This window comes from Isoptericola sp. NPDC057559 (genome assembly GCF_042801555.1).
In the GTDB taxonomy this organism is placed as follows: Bacteria; Actinomycetota; Actinomycetes; order Actinomycetales; family Cellulomonadaceae; genus Isoptericola.
In genome coordinates, this window is sequence record NZ_JBHVFQ010000013.1 from 57,841 (window position 1) to 70,768 (window position 12,928).

Annotated in this window: 13 protein-coding genes; 9 read left to right on the forward strand and 4 right to left on the reverse strand. The window is 69.4% G+C overall.

Annotated features, from left to right (window positions below):
* Window positions 1–47 precede the first annotated feature (47 nt).
* The 4 genes from ACFU5J_RS13590 to ACFU5J_RS13605 all read left to right on the forward strand — a co-directional run bounded on the left by ACFU5J_RS13590 (window position 48) and on the right by ACFU5J_RS13605 (window position 4,387).
* Window positions 48–746: an ABC transporter ATP-binding protein gene (locus ACFU5J_RS13590; protein WP_430579051.1), complete on the forward strand. Its 699-nt coding sequence runs from the start codon at window positions 48–50 to the stop codon at window positions 744–746.
* The gene (locus ACFU5J_RS13595) at window positions 743–2,059 is read left to right on the forward strand and encodes an ABC transporter permease (protein WP_430579052.1); all 1,317 of its coding nucleotides are present in this window, start codon (window positions 743–745) and stop codon (window positions 2,057–2,059) included. The genes ACFU5J_RS13590 and ACFU5J_RS13595 overlap by 4 nt, the downstream gene beginning before the upstream one ends.
* 1,331 nt (window positions 2,060–3,390) lie before the next feature.
* Window positions 3,391–3,882: a DUF3054 domain-containing protein gene (locus tag ACFU5J_RS13600; protein ID WP_430579053.1), complete on the forward strand. Its 492-nt coding sequence runs from the start codon at window positions 3,391–3,393 to the stop codon at window positions 3,880–3,882.
* A gap of 238 nt (window positions 3,883–4,120) precedes the next feature.
* Entirely contained in the window at window positions 4,121–4,387 is a 267-nt protein-coding gene (locus tag ACFU5J_RS13605; protein ID WP_430576730.1) for a GlsB/YeaQ/YmgE family stress response membrane protein, read from the forward strand.
* A 121-nt stretch (window positions 4,388–4,508) separates the two neighbouring features.
* Here the strand turns inward: ACFU5J_RS13605 and ACFU5J_RS13610 are convergent, their stop codons facing one another.
* Both ACFU5J_RS13610 and ACFU5J_RS13615 read right to left on the reverse strand, forming a co-directional pair.
* Window positions 4,509–4,769: a hypothetical protein gene (locus ACFU5J_RS13610; RefSeq protein WP_430579054.1), complete on the reverse strand. Its 261-nt coding sequence runs from the start codon at window positions 4,767–4,769 to the stop codon at window positions 4,509–4,511.
* A gap of 200 nt (window positions 4,770–4,969) precedes the next feature.
* Window positions 4,970–6,091 carry a hypothetical protein gene (locus tag ACFU5J_RS13615; protein ID WP_430579055.1) on the reverse strand — a complete coding sequence of 374 codons (1,122 nt, stop codon included), beginning with the start codon at window positions 6,089–6,091 and terminating at the stop codon, window positions 4,970–4,972.
* 113 nt (window positions 6,092–6,204) lie between these two features.
* On the opposite strand from ACFU5J_RS13615, the gene ACFU5J_RS13620 reads away from it, so the two are divergent.
* Window positions 6,205–6,840: a TetR family transcriptional regulator gene (locus ACFU5J_RS13620; protein ID WP_430579056.1), complete on the forward strand. Its 636-nt coding sequence runs from the start codon at window positions 6,205–6,207 to the stop codon at window positions 6,838–6,840.
* A gap of 48 nt (window positions 6,841–6,888) precedes the next feature.
* Here ACFU5J_RS13620 and ACFU5J_RS13625 read toward each other — a convergent pair whose 3' ends face one another.
* Window positions 6,889–7,620: an MgtC/SapB family protein gene (locus ACFU5J_RS13625; protein ID WP_430579057.1), complete on the reverse strand. Its 732-nt coding sequence runs from the start codon at window positions 7,618–7,620 to the stop codon at window positions 6,889–6,891.
* A 188-nt stretch (window positions 7,621–7,808) separates the two neighbouring features.
* Between ACFU5J_RS13625 and ACFU5J_RS13630 the strand changes: the two genes are divergently transcribed.
* The 4 genes from ACFU5J_RS13630 to ACFU5J_RS13645 all read left to right on the forward strand — a co-directional run bounded on the left by ACFU5J_RS13630 (window position 7,809) and on the right by ACFU5J_RS13645 (window position 11,859).
* Window positions 7,809–8,765, forward strand: coding sequence for a carbohydrate ABC transporter permease (locus ACFU5J_RS13630; RefSeq protein ID WP_430579058.1), 957 nt, complete (start codon window positions 7,809–7,811; stop codon window positions 8,763–8,765).
* Window positions 8,765–9,685, forward strand: a complete 921-nt coding sequence (locus tag ACFU5J_RS13635) for a carbohydrate ABC transporter permease (RefSeq protein WP_430579059.1) — start codon at window positions 8,765–8,767, stop codon at window positions 9,683–9,685. Before ACFU5J_RS13630 ends, ACFU5J_RS13635 begins: the two co-directional genes overlap by 1 nt.
* Before the next feature lie 127 nt (window positions 9,686–9,812).
* A complete protein-coding gene (locus ACFU5J_RS13640; RefSeq protein ID WP_430576737.1) occupies window positions 9,813–11,114 on the forward strand; it encodes an ABC transporter substrate-binding protein in 1,302 nt (433 codons plus the stop codon).
* Between the two features lie 34 nt (window positions 11,115–11,148).
* The gene (locus ACFU5J_RS13645) at window positions 11,149–11,859 is read left to right on the forward strand and encodes a glycerophosphodiester phosphodiesterase (protein WP_430579060.1); all 711 of its coding nucleotides are present in this window, start codon (window positions 11,149–11,151) and stop codon (window positions 11,857–11,859) included.
* Between the two features lie 52 nt (window positions 11,860–11,911).
* Here ACFU5J_RS13645 and ACFU5J_RS13650 read toward each other — a convergent pair whose 3' ends face one another.
* Complete coding sequence (locus ACFU5J_RS13650) at window positions 11,912–12,847, reverse strand: sugar-binding transcriptional regulator (protein WP_430576739.1); 936 nt, start codon at window positions 12,845–12,847, stop codon at window positions 11,912–11,914.
* Window positions 12,848–12,928 lie beyond the last annotated feature (81 nt).

Sequence of the window (12,928 nt, forward strand, 5' to 3'; positions counted from 1 at the left end):
CATCGCCGACTGTGGAGTGGTCCCCAGACCTGCAACGAAGGACCATCATGAACTCACCACTGATCACCGTGCGGGGGTTGCGCAAGACCTACGGCTCGGGCAGTACAGCCTTCGAAGCGCTCAAGGGGGTCGACCTCGACATCCACGAGGGTGAGTCCCTCGCGATCGTGGGCAAGAGCGGCTCCGGGAAGTCGACCCTCATGCACCTGCTCGCGCTCCTCGACCGCCCCACCACCGGTTCTATCCGACTCGACGGAGTCGAGACCTCCAGCCTCAACCAGGCAGAGCTGAACAAGACCCGCAACCGTGCGTTCGGGTTCGTGTTCCAGCAGTTCTTTCTCAACGCTTCGACGAGCGTCCTGGACAATGTCACCCTTCCCCTGACGATCGCGGGTGTCCCCGCCCGTGAACGCACCAAGCGAGGGTTGGCGGCGCTGTCTCAGCTCGAGATGGAGGACAAGGCCAGCAACAAGGCCAACAACCTGTCCGGGGGACAGAAGCAGCGCGTCGCGATCAGCCGCGCACTCATCAACCAACCCAGGGTCATCTTTGCCGACGAGCCGACCGGAAACCTCGACTCTGTGACTGGTGCCAAGGTTGAGGACATCCTGTTCGACCTCAACCGCCGACACGGCATCACGCTGGTCGTCGTCACCCACGACGAGGGACTCGCCGCGCGCTGCGATCGCAGCATCTTCGTCCGTGACGGCCTCGTCGAACCGAAGGTCGAGGCGGCAGCAGCATGAAGTCACTCGATATCGTTCGCACCGCCCTGCGCAATGCGTTCCGCTCCAAGCTCCGCACGACCCTCACCGTGTTGGCGATCTTCATCGGCGCCTTCACGCTTTCGTTGACCAACGGCATCGGGACGGGCATCAACGGCTTCGTAGAGTCCACCGTGGCCAGCATTGGCGTCGACGACGTCATGACCGTCACAAAGAGCACCGAACAGACTGAGGCCTCCGAAGGCCCTGCGGAGTACGACCCGAACCAGCTCGAGGCCGGTGCGGGCGGCGCCGCCGGCGCACCTGGTGCGGCTGGCGGCGGGGGCGGGTCCGTCGCCATGACCGAAGACGACATCGATCAGATCACCGACATTGACGGCGTGCTCCGGGTCGAGCCGACGGAGAACGTGTCGGTCGACTACATCCAGCTCGGCGACGGCACCCAGTACCAGTTGAGTCTGTCGCAGTTCGTGCCCGGCATGGAGGTCGAGCTCGCCGCCGGTGAGCAGATCAACCTGGACGCAGACGACCCGCAGATCGTGCTCCCGGAGAGCTACATCGAACCGCTCGGGTTCGACAACGCCGCGGCCGCGATCGGGCACGAAATCACCCTGGCCGTCACCGACGGCGACGGTCAGCAGGTCACCTCCGAAGCAACCGTGGTCGGTGTCGCCGAACCCGGACTCGTGTCCAGCTCCGGGGCCATCCCGAACACGACGCTCACCTCGAACCTCTACGAGCTCCAGCAGACCGGCGCACCCGCCGCCCAGGGCGACACCTATGCCTCCGCCTCGGTCTGGTTCGACCCGGACGCCGGCGACGAAGCGACGGCGGCGCTCAAGGATCGGCTCGCGGACGACGGCTACACGGCAACGACCCTCGAGGACCAGCTCGGTTCGATCACATCGGTCATCGATACCGTCGTGCTGGTCCTCAACGGGTTCGCCATCATCGCGCTCCTCGCCGCGTCCATCGGCATTGTTAACACCCTGTTCATGGCCGTCCAGGAACGCACACGCGAGGTCGGCCTCATGAAGGCAATGGGTTTGTCTAGCGCAAAGGTCTTCTCGCTGTTTAGCATCGAGGCCGTCGTGATCGGATTCCTCGGCAGCGCACTCGGAGCGATCGCGGCCATCGGCGTAGGACAGATCGTCGGAGCAACCCTCTCCAGCACGATCCTGGCCGACCTACCAGGACTCACCCTCATCGCGTTCGAGCCCGTCACCGTCGCCGCCGTCATCCTGGGCGTCATGGCCGTCGCGTTCCTCGCTGGCACCCTCCCAGCCCTGCGAGCCGCCAAGCAAGACCCGATCTCGTCCCTTCGATACGAGTGATCGGACCGAAGACGTCCTCTGCGCGACACAGATAAGCACACGGCTGGGTGGTCACGAAAGACCTCCTTACGTGACCACCCAGCCACTGTCATACCCGCCTGGCACGACCCCGCCTCCACCGTCGTAGTTTGGCCAAGCAGGACCGTCGTCAATCGGGCAGCCGCGATCATCGCATTGCTGATCGTTGCTCTTGATCGGCGCAACGCCCCGGATGATCGCCTCCGAGGCTCGCTCGGCTTCGCTCCGGCATACCGTGCTCATGTTCGACGTGGGGGCGTTCTCGAGGCTGCTAGAGACCTGGATCCCAGCGGTTCGTCGGACCCGACGAAACCGAGCGGGACGGGAGCGGAAGCGCTGACTCTGAATGGCCTCACTGGGCCGAGTCTCGAGGAGTACATCGAGCGGCAGTACACCGTCGCGCGTGACGCCATCGCCAAGTGGCAGGTCACGCCCGAGGACGGTGAGGAATAGGTCAGCCGCGGGCTACGCGGGCGCGCTTCGAGGCCGCGGCCTGGTCGAGCCGTCACCAAATTGCTGTGCAGGCTGCACCAGGAGGACGTCTACCGAACGCTCCCCCGCCCGGCCCGCGGTGTTTCTACGATGGGCGGCTACTTCCCGCGCCGTCGAGGCGGACGACCCCGTGAGAACTTTCCTTACTGACTCAAGCGCGCGGCTCCGCCGCGCGGGTCGGCCTCCCGGGCGAGGCCCCGCGCTCCGCTCGCAAGCTCGCTCCGCGCACCCCACCCGTCCGGCCTTCCCCACATGACGAAGGCGACCTCGAGGTACTCCCGAAGCCGCCTGACCGTACGGCACCGCACCGATCGCCGAGCATCCGGCCGTCTCCACCCCGCGTCAAGGGCGCCTGCGGCGTCGCGCGCGATGGCCTTCGGCCACCCCCTGACCCGGGCCTTCGACAGCCTCTGGTGCTCCGCTATCGGTTCAGCGCCTCGTCGTGTCCTCGCCCATCGCATCCGCGCACCTGAGTGCCAATGTGAGTGTCAACCCGCTCGCCCCTCCCTCGACATCGGCCGACACCGACCGACCGCGAATCGCGTAGAGCCGCGGCGGACCAAGCTGTCCGAGCACCCGGCCAGCCGTTCGGGACGAAGAGGTCGCAGGTTCAAATCCTGTCACCCCGACCACCAGAGAGGCCCTCTGAACAGCGGAAACGCTGTCCAGGGGGCCTCTTGCTCTTCCCCGATGACGTGACGGCAGGGACAGGCGGGCAGGCGCCGCCCCCTCGGTCGGCTGCGCCGTGCCCGGCCCAGACGTTCATCGCCCCCTGGGCACGATGACGACCGCCGGGCGATCGCGCGGCGTACCGTCGAACGATGCGCCCCGCGTCCACCGATGACAGCGGCTCTCGAGTGTCGCGACCGTCGTCCACCCCGCTCGGTCACCGCCGGCCGCGCGCAGGGCTGGTCCTCCTCGCCACCCTCGCCGACACCGCGTGCGTGCTCGGCCTCGTCACCGCTGACGCCGCCGCCCACCCCGGCGGCGGCCTCGGGCACGTGGTGTCCGTGACCTGGCCGTTCGCCGTCGCCGCGGTGGTCGGATGGGTCGGTGCCCGCGCCTGGCGTCACCCCTGGCGCCTGTGGCCCACGGGCGTCGTGGTGTGGGGCGCCACCTGGGCCCTTGGCGTCCTGCTGCGCGTCCTCACCGACCAGGGCACGTTCCCGACGTTCCAGATCGTGTCCTTCGGCTTCCTGGCCGTCACCATGCTCGGGTGGCGCGGCATCGTGGCGCTCGCACAGATCCTGCGGCCCACCGGCTCCCGCGTCTCCGTCCAGATGGAAGACGACGGCGTTCGGCGGCCGAGGTAGCGCCCCCTCCCCGGCGCGCGCCCGTCCCTGGTCGAGCCGCCGTGCATCACGTGATCACGCAGTAGACCTTCAGGGCCGGACCCTCGGCGGGCGTCCGAGCGCCACCCGCAGGAGCGAACGTGAACTTCGCCACCCCCCGTTCGGGATGCGAGCATCACGCCGTCGTGGAAATGTCCGGGCCGACATAGAAGCGTCGTTTGCTTCGAAGTACCGTTTCGTGAAGAAAGAGGCGATTATCTTGAGCATCATCGGGTGGATCCTCATCGGCCTGATCATGGGCGCGCTCGCCCGGGCCATCGTGCCGGGCGCACAGAAGGGTGGCTGGATCGTCACCCTGCTGCTCGGGATCGTCGGCGCCCTGCTCGGCGGGTTCATCGCCTCGGCGGTCTTCAGCACCAGCGTGAACGACGAGTTCTTCGACCTGGGCACCTGGGGATTCGCGCTCGTCGGGTCGATCATCGTCGTCGCGATCTGGTCCTGGGCCACCGGCCGCAAGCACGCCTGAGCAGTCTCCAGACGCCAAGGCGGGTCGTCCCGTGCTCCTGGGAGCGCAGGACGACCCGCCTGCTCGATCATCGGGAGCCGGGAGCCAGGACGGGCGGCGAGGTCTGGCTGTCGGACACGGCCTAGCTCTCTTCGCCGCCGCCCTGCAGGTCCTCGAGCACGACCTCCACGAGCGTCTCGGCGATGATCGTGCCCAGTTCATCGGGCGCGTACGACAGAGCGCGATCCGGCCGGAGCTGCAGCTCGTTCGCCACGGATTCAACGTGCGCGTTCAGTGCAGCATCGACCAGGTCGGAGGGTGCCGGCAGCCCACGCCAAGCGAGCTCGAGCTCGGTGATCTCCGCCAGTGCGGCGAACCTGGGTGTCCGTCGCGTCAGGCTCATGTCGTTCCCCTTGTCCGAGGTGCGCGACGCGCCTCCGACCGTCCCTGCTCGCGCCGCTTCTCGACGCGTCCGAGCCGTTACAGCACAGGAGTCTACGGTCGTCGGTGCCCTGGGGAGCACGCCGAGCCTCGACACGGCCCCGTCACCACCCACGAGCGAACGCCGCCGTCACCGCGCTGCCCGGCCGGCGGAGCGGGCAATCAGCTCCTGTCACCCCGACCGGGCGAGGGGCCGGCACCCCGCAGCCGGTTCTGACGCGGTGCGCCCGACGCCCTCCGAGCGTCGGGACAGGGCGCGACGGGTGCCGCCGCGTACCTCTGGTACTGCTGCGCCACGGCGCCGAAGGCAGCCTTCGGCTCCCACTCCATGTCGGGGTAGGTCTGCCCTCGGCCCCCGTCGAGGAGCTTGACGATGCTCAGGCTGGCACGGTCCAGGTCGTCCTGCGGGTCGCCGTCCGGGCGGTGGGGGAAGCCGGGCAGGGCGAACAGGTACACGAAGGCGCTGTCCACCCCCTCGCTCTCGAAGATCTCCAGCAGCTCGGTCAGATATGCGGCCTGGCCGGCCTCGTCGCGCTCGTAGACGCCGTCCAGTCGTCGCGGGGCCCTGGTCTGCGGATCGTGCTCGACCACGTCCAGCACGCGCCCGCCGCGGTCCCCCGCGCCACGGTAGGCCGCGGTGCCGAACCCGGTGACGGCGAGCGGCTTGGGCCCTTGCGCCAAGGCGCGCACGCCGTCCCGGAACCGGTCAGCGACCTCGGCGGAGCGGATCAGCTCGAACGTCACGATGTCGAACGGGGTCCAGTCGACCTGCTCGAGCTGGATGGACGAGTAGGTGAGCCTGCCCCGAAAGCGCTCGCGGATCGCGGCCACGGCGTCGCGGAGGAACGCGTTGATGCGGAGGCCGAGCCCGTGCATCGCCTCGGCGCGCCGCTCGGGTGAGCTCAACAGCTGCGCGACCCGCGCCTCGGGACCGTCCCCGGGCAGGAACCCCCGGTTCATCACGCTCAGCTCCACTCCCGCGACGAGCACGATCGTGGCCCCCTGCCGCCGGAGCCGTTCCGCTCGCACGGCACAGTCGCGGAAGAGCGTGAGGACCTGCTCCGGCTCCAGCTCCAGTGGATAGGGCGTGAACCAGACCTCCATGCCGAGCTCGGCGGCGGCAGCGGCGGCCACGTCCAGCCGGTGCGGGTCGCCGCCGATCACCTGGACCGCGTTGCAGTGCAGGTCGTCACGGATGATGGCGAGCTCGCGCCGGACCACCGCGGGGTCGAAGCGCTCACGCGTCATCCGACCGTGCACGACGAATCCGGTGTCATAGGTCATTCCCCGTGCTCTCACGGTGGCGCCCCTCTGTCGGTCGGTGAGGTCGACGGTCACAGAAAACTTGCGTGCACGCAAGTTTGCTCGCGCGCAGTCACGGGTGAGACGCTGCCCCGGTGACCACACCGCCGCCGGGCCTGAGGGAACGGAAGAAGCAGGCGACGCGCGAAGCGTTGCGCGCGGCGGCCCTGCGCCTGGCCCTCGAGCACGGGCCGGACAGCGTGCGGGTCGAGGACATCGCCGAGGCGGCCGGTGTCTCGCCGCGGACGTACAACAACTATTTCGCCAGCCGTGAGCAGGCGATCGTCTCCGCCGTGACCGCAGACCGTGAGGCTCGGATCGCGGCGGCGGTGGCGGCCGGCACCGCGGACGTGCGCCTGGCCGACGCCGTCACCGAAGCCGTGGTCGAGCACTACACGAGCCCCCGGGAGCGCGAGCTCGAGGCGTTGCTGATGACCACCACGCGGAGGACCGCGCTGCGGGACGCGTTCCTCGACTCCCCCGCCGGCATCGAGGCACCGCTCACGGCCGTGATCGCGGAGCGCCTGGACGACGGCGGACCGCACACGGCCCGCGTCCTGACGGCGAGCATCGCGGCGGCGGTCCGTATCGCGCTCGAAGGATGGCTCCAGCCCGCGGGGGGATCGGGGGGCCTCGTGGTCCCTTCCGGCTCGCTGGCCGACCACCTCCGCGCGGCGCTGGCGCCGCTCAGGCCCGCACTCGACGCGGCCGAGCGGCAGCCCCGGCCATGAAGGCGGCGTGAGCGATCCGGACCCGCCGGCCACCCCCGGGGGCACGGCTCATCCGCGGTCGGCGTCCTCGTCGAACTCGGTGGTCTCGTGCCGGAGGGACACCCGGTCCACGCCCGGGACCTCGACGAGCAGCGGGACGAGGTCGCGCACGGGTGGGCTGCCATGGAAACGGATGTCCATGACGACGAAGCGCCGACCGTCCGTGGCGATCCGCCGGCTGCGCTCGATCGAGCTCGTGAAGCCCGACGAGGTGGCGACGGACAGGAGGTCGCGGAGCACGCCGGCCCCGTCGGCGTAGGTGATGCGCAGCGTGCGCTTGCGGTCCGGGTCGGGCAGCCGGCGGACCAGGGGCGCGACGACGAACAGGGTCGTGAGGTGGATCGCGGTGAGCGCGATCGCCAGCGAGAGCATCCCGGCACCGCACGCCATCCCCACCGCCGCGGCGACCCACACCGTGGCCGCCGTGGTCAGCCCCCGGACGACGCTGCGCCCCTTGAAGATCACGCCGGCCCCGAGGAAGCCGATCCCGGAGACGATCTGGGCGGCGATGCGCGAGGGATCGAGGTTGACGTCGCTGCCGAGCACGGCGGAGAAGCCGTAGGCCGAGACCAGGGTGAAGCCGCAGGACCCGAGGCCGACCAGGACGTGGGTCCGGTATCCGGCCGCCTTCTGACGGAGCTGCCGCTCGACCCCGATGAGGGAACACAGCACGAACGTCGTCAGCAGCAGCTCGGCCTCGACCAGGCTGGTGCCGGTGACGATCCCGACGATCGGTTCCATACGCGCTCACCTCCACCGGCTGCAGCCGTTCGCGACCCCACCCTCCACCCTGTGCTCAGATGCGTCATGAGTGCGCTCATTCGAGCGCCCCCGTCGGAGCCGAGAGCCACGGCACTACCTTGGCGGCTTCCGACACAGCAGTCGGGCGCCCGAACGCACAGCGGCTCCCGGGGAGAAAGGACGGCGAGATGGCGACCGTGGCCGAAGAACACGTCGGCGTGCAGAGGACCTCTCCACCCAGCCCACCACGCAGACGCTCGGCCCTTCATCAGCGCCGACAACGCCGGGGGGCCGCCCTCTTCGCGCTGTTCGCCTTCCCCAACCTGGCGCTCATCGCGGTCTTCGCCTACTGGCCGGTGCTCGAGAACCTCTACCTCAGCCTCACCAACTGGGACTTCATCTCGCCCGAGCCCCTCTTCATCGGGCTCAGCAACTACGCCCAGCTGTTCACCTCGTCGTCGTTCCTCGACGTCATGGTGACCACCGTGACGTGGGTCGTCGTCGTCGTCGGCCTGAGCCTCGTCCTCGGGATCGCGCTCGCCTCGCTCTTCTCCATGAAGCTCCCCGGGACGGCCGCCGTCACCGGGATCGTCTTCGCCCCGCACGTCATCGCCGGCGCGGCGATCGGCGCGGTGTGGCTGTTCATCTTCGACCCGAACTACGGCCTCGCCCGCACCCTGTTCGAGGCCGTGGGGCTGAGCTCGCCCGACTGGACGACGGACGCGAGCTGGGCCCTGCCCGCCCTGCTCATCGTCTCGATCTGGAAGGGGGTGGGTTTCGTGGCGATCGTCTACCTGGCCGGGATGCAGGGGCTGCCCTCGGAGGTGCTCGAGGCCGCACGCCTGGACGGGGCGAACCGGTGGCGGCTCTTCACCAGGATCGTCCTGCCGCTGCTGTCGCCGACCACGTTCTTCCTGGTGATCACGCAGACGATCGCGGCCTTCCAGGCCTTCGACATCATCGCGATCATGACCGGCGGCGGACCGGCCTCCGCGACCACGACGCTGAGCTGGTTCATCTACGAGCAGGCGTTCCAGCGCTCCAACGTGGGCTACTCCGCCGCCGCGGGAACCGTGATGTTCGTGATCCTCATGTTCATCACCATGCTGCAGTTCCGGTACGTCGAGAGGAAGGTGCACTACTGATGCCCGCCACGACCACGCGGCCGACCACCTCCCGGGACGAGGGCATCGTGCAGACCCGCACCGCACGGCAGGCCACGAGCGGCCGGCCCTTCGGGAACCTCCGCCACCGCTGGTGGGGGATCCTCCTCCTCGTCGCCGCCGCCCTCGTGTTCGTCGTCCCGCTCTTCATCCTCGTGACGACGGCGTTCAAGACGAACTCCGACATCTACTCCTGGCCGCCCAAGGTCCTTCCCACCGACCTCACCTGGGACAACCTCACGACCGCGTGGCAGCTCGCACCGTTCGGCGCGTTCATCAAGAACTCGGTGATCATCACGGTCGTCGGGGCGGTCGCCAAGGTCGTGCTCGCCGTCTTCACGGCATACGCCTTCGCCTTCCTGCCGTTCCCGGGCAAGAACGTCCTGTTCCTCGTGATGCTCGGCGCCCTCATGGTCCCGGGGCACGTCACCCTCCTGGTCAACTACATCACCATCGGCAACATGGGCCTGATCAACACCTACGCCGGCATCATCCTGCCCGGCGTCGGGTCGGCGTTCGGCACCTTCCTCCTGCGCCAGCACTTCATGTCGCTGCCCACGGAGGTGTTCGAGGCCGCCGAGGTCGACGGAGCCGGACACTTCCGCAAGCTCGCCTCGATGGTGCTGCCGATGTCCGTGCCCGCCGTCGCGACGGTGGCACTCGTCGCCGTGATCGACGAGTGGAACAGCTTCGTGTGGCCGTTGATCATCACCAACTCCGTGAACATGCGGACGCTGCCCATCGGCCTCATGTACCTCAAGGCCAACGACGGCATGGTCTCGTGGGGCGTGCTCATGTCGGGGACGCTCATCGTCGTGCTGCCGATGCTGCTCGTCTTCCTCCTCGCGCAGCGCTACATCGTCACCGGGCTCACCGGCGCCGCCGCCGGCAGCGGCCGCTGAGACCTGGACACGCCCCCCATCCCCCAGACGATCGAAGGAGATCATGCACGCCCAGAGACGCCCTCACACAGGAGGGAACGGAAGCAGGTTTCGGGGGCTCACCCGCCGGCAGGTGCTCGCCGCGGGCATGATGGCCGCCACCGTGCCCGCCCTGGCCGGCTGCTTCGGCGCCGGGCGGGGCCCCGGCGCCGTCATGGAGCAGCCCAGCGGTGACGTGCCGGCCAGGTTCGCGGACCGGCAGCGCGTGGTGCTGTGGAGCAACTGGACGTCCCACAACGCCGAGGTGCTGCAGCGGAACATCGATGCCTTCCACGAGGCCCAGAGCGACATCTTCTGCGAGATCCAGATCTTCGAGGGCTACGACAAGGTCGAGTCGAAGCTCGCCGCGAGCCTGCAGGCCAGGCAGGTGCCGGACATCTCGGTGCTGAGCGACGTGGTCTGGAACCGCTTCTACCTCGCCGACGCCCTCGAGCCCCTGACCGGCTACTTCGACAGCACCTTCGGCACGGACGCGTTCGACGAGCGGTTCCTCGCCGAGGGGACCGTCAAGGACGACGTCTGGTGGCTGCCGTTCGGGCGCTCGACCCCGCTCTTCTACTACAACCGCGACCTCTTCGCCGCCGTCGGCCTGCCCGACCGCGCGCCGAAGACGTACGACGAGTACCGGGAGTGGGGCAAGGAGCTGTCGGGCTACACGGCCAACGGCCACGCGGTGCGCATGCGCGCCTACACGGGCGGCGACGACTGGTACTTCCAGGGGTCGACCTGGGCGTTCGGCGGGGGGTACTCGGACGGCCTCGACATGCGGCTCACCTCCGACGCCACCGTGGCGGCGCTGGAGTTCGACCGCGCCTTCATCCACGACGACGGCGCCGGCTACCTCTCGAACGACCCGTCCGGAGACTTCGTCGCCGGGACGACCGCGACGATCCTGGAGTCCACGGGGGCCCTCACCAGCGTCACCGACGCCGCCGAGTTCGAGGTCGGGTGCGGGTTCCTGCCCGGGCAGGCCACCTCCGGCGTGCCGACCGGCGGCGGCGGGCTCGCCGTCCTCCGCTACGCCTCGGACGAGCGGAAGAAGGCGGCATGGGAGGTCATCAAGTTCCTCACCTCCGGCGACGCCTCCGTCGACTGGACGGTCGGCACCGGTTACATGCCCACCACCACGGCGGCGAAGGAGTCCGGCGAGATCCGCCGGCGTGCCGCGGAGAACCAGAACTACCAGGTCGCGATCGACCAGCTCGCGATAGCCAAGGGCCCCGACGTCGTCCGCCGCTACGTGCCGGAGTGCCTGCCGGAGGCGAAGGACGTCATCCAGGCCGTGTACTCCGGCGGCGCGGACCCGGGGTCCAGCCTCTCGACGATGGCGTCCAACCTGGAGCTGTCGATCGACCGGATCCGCCCCCAATACGAGGAACGAGTGAACTGAGATGCCACTGTCGATCGTCGGTCATCGCGGCGCGATGACCCACAAGCCCGAGAACAGCCTCGAGTCGTACGCCCTCGCCGAGCACGTCGGCGTCGACGAGATCGAGCTCGACGTACGCCTGAGCAGGGACGGGGAGCTCTTCCTGCTGCACGACGCCACCCTCGACCGCACCGCGGGGGACGACTCCGCCCGCGGGCTCGGCCCGGCGGCCGACCTGACCCTCGCCCAGCTGCAGGCGGTCCGGCTCGACTCCGGCCGGGGCGTCGTCACCCTGGCCGAGATGTACGCCGCGACGCGCACCTTCATCCAGCTGGAGATCAAGGATCCCGCGACGGTGCCCTACCTCGCCGCATACTTCACGGCCCACCCCGACGACGCCGGACGCACGATCCTCACCGGGTTCGACCCCGACGCCCTCCGGCACGCCGCGGACCTGATGCCGACGATCGGCCGGTGCATCATCGTGAAGACGATCGCCGTCGCCGACGAGTTCGAGGGCGGCTGGAGGGGGTTGCTCGACCACACCCGCTCCACCCGGTTCGCCTGCGGCTTCGAGGGCCTCACCCCTCGGGTCGTCGACGCCGTGCACGACCTCGGCCTCGAGCTCCACGTCTGGCCGCTGCGCACGATCGACGACATGCGACGGGCCGTCGAGCTCGGTGCGGACGGCACGACCTCCGACGACCCGGAGCTCGCGCGGTCGTGGTACGAGCAGGCGCTCGCCGAGCCGGCGGCGCGAGCCTGAGCAGAACGGCTCCGCTCGAGGTGTGACCGCCGCGGCCGCCGAGGCCGTGGCGTCACACCTCGAGCGCCGCCTGCGCGCAGCGCACGTCCGTGATCAGGACGTGGCAGAACCCCGATCGCAGGGCGGCGATGATGGCGTGCTCCTTGCCCGGGCCGCCGCCGATGCCGACCCGGGTGGGCACCCGGCGCAGGCTCTCCTCGGAGATCCCGACCAACCGCTCCTCCAGCCCCGACACCGACCTGCCGTCGCGGTCGAGCAACGCCGTCCCGATCTCCGCGACGACCCCCTTCGTCTCGAAGGCGTCACGCTCGCCGAGGTCCGTCAGCTGCTGCGCCAGGAGGGACGCCCCGGGCCACCCGCCGATCGTCAGGTAGGCCTTCCCGAGGTGGTCCATCCGGCGCAGCGTGCGCTGGATCGACGGGTGCTGGAGGAGCGTCCGAGCCCTCGGGTCCTTCATGAGCAGCACCGGCAGGTACAGCGGGTAGGTCGCCCCACCGCTCGCACGACCCATGTTCGAGATGACCTCGACGCCGTCCTCCAGGCGCGGTGCGCCCACACCGGTGAGCTGGACGATGTCGGCGGAGGGCAGCTCCGGGACGAGGCGTGACGCGAGCACGAGGGTCCGCCCCGGGGCGATCCCGACCACGTCGTCCTCCTCGAGGTCGTCCGCGATGTAGCGCGCGGTGATCCGGGCGATCGCCTCCCGCGCCTCGGACATGCTCGTGGAGGGCGCCGCCACGACGAGCGCCGAACGCAGCCCGTACCGCTGCACCAGCCGCGCGGAGAGGTCGACGTCCACGGGGTCGGGGAACTTCGCCCGCACCTCGATGAGGTCCAGCTCCCGCGCCCGCCGCACCATCCGGGCCGTGGCGAACCGCGACCTGCCGATCTCCTCGGCGATGTCGTTGATGGCACGGCCGTGAGCGAGGTTCTGCATGGCGACGTACGTGTGGAGGACCTGCTGGTCGATGGGAAGCGGTCTGCTCATACGAGCATGCTAGGTCAACAGAAGAGCAAGATGTTCTACGTTTCTCGGACATCGCGACGAACACGAGGGATCGGCCCTGGC

Coding starts and splice junctions, on each gene's coding strand:
- ACFU5J_RS13590 (WP_430579051.1), top strand. CDS start 48: ATGAACTCACCACTGATCACCGTGCGGGGGTTGCGCAAGACCTACGGC.
- ACFU5J_RS13595 (WP_430579052.1), top strand. CDS start 743: ATGAAGTCACTCGATATCGTTCGCACCGCCCTGCGCAATGCGTTCCGC.
- ACFU5J_RS13600 (WP_430579053.1), top strand. CDS start 3,391: ATGCGCCCCGCGTCCACCGATGACAGCGGCTCTCGAGTGTCGCGACCG.
- ACFU5J_RS13610 (WP_430579054.1), bottom strand. CDS start 4,769: ATGAGCCTGACGCGACGGACACCCAGGTTCGCCGCACTGGCGGAGATC.
- ACFU5J_RS13615 (WP_430579055.1), bottom strand. CDS start 6,091: ATGACCTATGACACCGGATTCGTCGTGCACGGTCGGATGACGCGTGAG.
- ACFU5J_RS13625 (WP_430579057.1), bottom strand. CDS start 7,620: ATGGAACCGATCGTCGGGATCGTCACCGGCACCAGCCTGGTCGAGGCC.
- ACFU5J_RS13630 (WP_430579058.1), top strand. CDS start 7,809: ATGGCGACCGTGGCCGAAGAACACGTCGGCGTGCAGAGGACCTCTCCA.
- ACFU5J_RS13635 (WP_430579059.1), top strand. CDS start 8,765: ATGCCCGCCACGACCACGCGGCCGACCACCTCCCGGGACGAGGGCATC.
- ACFU5J_RS13640 (WP_430576737.1), top strand. CDS start 9,813: ATGATGGCCGCCACCGTGCCCGCCCTGGCCGGCTGCTTCGGCGCCGGG.
- ACFU5J_RS13645 (WP_430579060.1), top strand. CDS start 11,149: ATGACCCACAAGCCCGAGAACAGCCTCGAGTCGTACGCCCTCGCCGAG.
- ACFU5J_RS13650 (WP_430576739.1), bottom strand. CDS start 12,847: ATGAGCAGACCGCTTCCCATCGACCAGCAGGTCCTCCACACGTACGTC.